Origin of the sequence: Aquimarina pacifica (genome assembly GCF_000520955.1) — a bacterium.
Taxonomy (GTDB): Bacteria; Bacteroidota; Bacteroidia; order Flavobacteriales; family Flavobacteriaceae; genus Aquimarina; species Aquimarina pacifica.
Map to the genome: position 1 here is coordinate 1 of NZ_JACC01000082.1, position 3189 is coordinate 3189.

The 3189-nt window shown below is 33.0% G+C and carries 1 protein-coding gene; it reads left to right on the forward strand.

Annotated elements, in window-relative coordinates:
- Nucleotides 1-43 precede the first annotated feature (43 nt).
- A partial coding sequence (locus DZ60_RS23720) for a hypothetical protein (RefSeq protein WP_152537503.1) occupies nt 44-3189 on the forward strand: 3146 nt, incomplete at its 3' end.

The following is a 3189-nucleotide window of genomic DNA, read 5'->3' on the forward strand; positions in this document are numbered from 1 at the left end:
CAACAAACGAATACAATTACAAAAATTAATCTATAAAATTAAAATGAAAAGAAGTATCAAACTATTTGTATTCTTTTTCAGTATTGTTATCTATAGTCAAGATGATAATTCTACAGAAAATATATTACCAGCATCACCAGATGTTGCAGGGTTGTATAAGTATGTCGCTACCCCGGTAAGTTATTATACAGGAATACCTCGTATAGATGTTCCTTTATACGATATTAAAGGAATCGATGGAGGTCTAAATATAAACTTGAGTTATCATTCTGGGGGTATCAAAGTATCAGAAGAATCAGGAATTGTAGGATTAGGATGGAGTCTTAATGCAGGGGGGATGATTACCAGATCAATAAGTGGCAGAGATGATTTTGGACCCGAAGGATATCTTATAACTGGTTCAGAAGTAATTACATCTGGATTAAAAATCCCAGATTTACGTTTTTCTACTAATGGTGAAATCGGACAACCTTTCCTAAAAAGAACGGATTGTACATTTGAGGTAAATGGAGAAGGCCAATTTTATCCAGATATGCATCCTAATGATATAGATGCTGTTGAATTTGGGGATTGGTCACCAGATACGTTCTATTTTAATTTTAATGGGTATTCAGGTAAATTTTGGATGGATCAATATGGAGAAAATATAAAGACTGATCAAAATAATGGTTTGATAATAAATATGATTGGTAATGGAGCTGGATTTGAAATAATAACACCCGATGGTACAAAATATGAATTTAATGAGTTAGAATATACTAGTGGACAATTGCGAGGCGAATATTCACCACGTTCATACGTGTCATCGTGGTTTTTGTCAAAAATAACAGATTCAAAAAATGAAATAGTAGAATTTATTTATGATCTTGAGAAGACCTTCATCCCAATGGCTTCATATACACAGTACCAAGATCCAGTTACGGGAGGACCGGCAATTACTTTTCAAGGTTTAAATGTATATGGAGGAACATTTAGGATTACTTCAAAATATCTTACTGAAATAGTTACAAATAAGGAAACAATTAAATTTAATTATTCCGATGAGGATGAGAGATTGGACATTGCAAATACGTATTTTTTAAAAAACATAGAGATATATCCTGGTAGCTCAACGTCTTTAGAAAAGATGAAGCATGTGGATTTTGAGTATTCGTATTTTGGAGAAGAAAAAATAACTACAACGAACAACTTATCTATTTCGAATGGAGACTATAGATCTGGATTTTCTTCAAATAGTGATCCATATTTAAGGCTAAAATTAGATAAAGTCATAATAAATGAAGAAGAAGAATATAATTTCGAATACAATCATTTTGAGAATAATCCCAATGTCTCTACACCATCAAAAACTACTTTTTCTCAAGATTATTGGGGCTTTTATAATGGTAAGGTAAATGCAGGGTCCTTTATTCCGGTGATTGTAGATCCAGAAACAAACAATCCTTTTACCATGTTTGCAGGGCCACTTCCGGTGGGTATAAAAGATGTTAAATTAGCAGATAGAAAGCCATATGAATATTATACCAAATTTGGTTTACTTAATAAAGTAATTCATCCTACAAAAGGGTTTACGACTTTTGAGCACGAACCCAATAGTTTTTATGGTGACTTAAATAAAACTACTGGTTATACCATACCCACTGCAGAAAATACGAAAGAGGTAAGTAATTATTCGCATTCAGGATATACTGAAGTAAAATTTACTCCCGAAAAAGACGCTTTTGCTAAGGTGTTTTATTCAGTGACTTGTTTTAGGAAAGGTGATTACGGTTTCGAATACCCGCAAGGCGCAGATATCAATGCCTCTATAAATAATGGAGCTGTTGAAGGGACTGAGTTTTATAATTTTTACAGAGAACTTCAAGACATAGGGGGGCATACCGCAATAGGTGGAACTGTTTATGGTTTTTCTGAAACAGTATATACAACCCTAAAAGCAGGCGTCGAATATACATTAATGTGCAACGCTAATGAAACCAATGCTTTTTCTTCGAATGCAACCATTAGAGTAGAATACTATGAATCACAAAAAGATAATGAAGAGCTATTGAGTATAAATAAAGGAGGAGGGTTAAGAATAAAAAGCATTAGTAATTATGATAATACTGCTCAACCATTAAATAAAAGGGTTTTTGATTACCATTACATTGAAGATGGTGAGGAGAAAAGTTATGGTAAAGCAATAAAATTTCCAAGTTTTACCGAATACAGGTATATGTCACATAGTAGAGAGACTGCCGTTTATTACGATTATTTACACCCTTTCGCCAAAGCATCTTCTCAACCCGCTATTAGTCCTTTTCAAGGAAGTTATGTTGGTTATAGTCAAGTTTCCGAATCCTACGTGGATTCAAATGACTTTGCACAAAATGGTAAAATGATATATAAATATCATAATGATATTGATAATGAAAAAGGACCTTTTTATCCACAACCTTTCGACCAATCCTACCAGCAATTTGCACCCAATAGAAACCCAATAAATGGTTTGCTATACGAAAAGCAATATTTAAAACTACATGAAGATGATTATACTTTATTAAAAAAAGAAGAATTTAATTACAAAATTAATAACATAAATGCTTTCGATTTTGAACTCTATGATGTCTATAAACATACTGATTATATACTAGGAGGATATTTGGTTAATCATTTAAACATTAGTCCTTTCGTTATAGATTACTGTATTGACCCAGATTGTTCTTTACCTGGGTTTCCTTATGATCCATGTAAAGATGATTATTTTATGTTTTACCCTTACTACTCGCATTTAACTCAAAAAATGTCAGAAATCATTACGGTATATGATACAGAAGGCTTAAACCCGGTAACTACAACCTCGAGCTATACTTATGGTAATGTATCTATTCCCACAACACCTACAGGTGTTGTAACTACCAACAGCAAAGGAGAAGTTATAGAAAATGTAACTTATTATCCAGATGATATTGATGGAGTGAATAGTTTACCTTCAGGAACATTAACTCAGGCAGAATATGTAGCAATACAACGCTTGCAAAAAGGAGCTATTGAACATCGTATAGGGCAACCCGTTCAATCAGAAACTTATATGGGTGATATTTTAACCTCAGTAAATCGCACTAATTTTAGAACCGAAAATGGGATTACCTTACCCGCTTCTATAGCGAGTGCAACAGGAAGTGAAGATGTAGAAGAAAAAATCATATA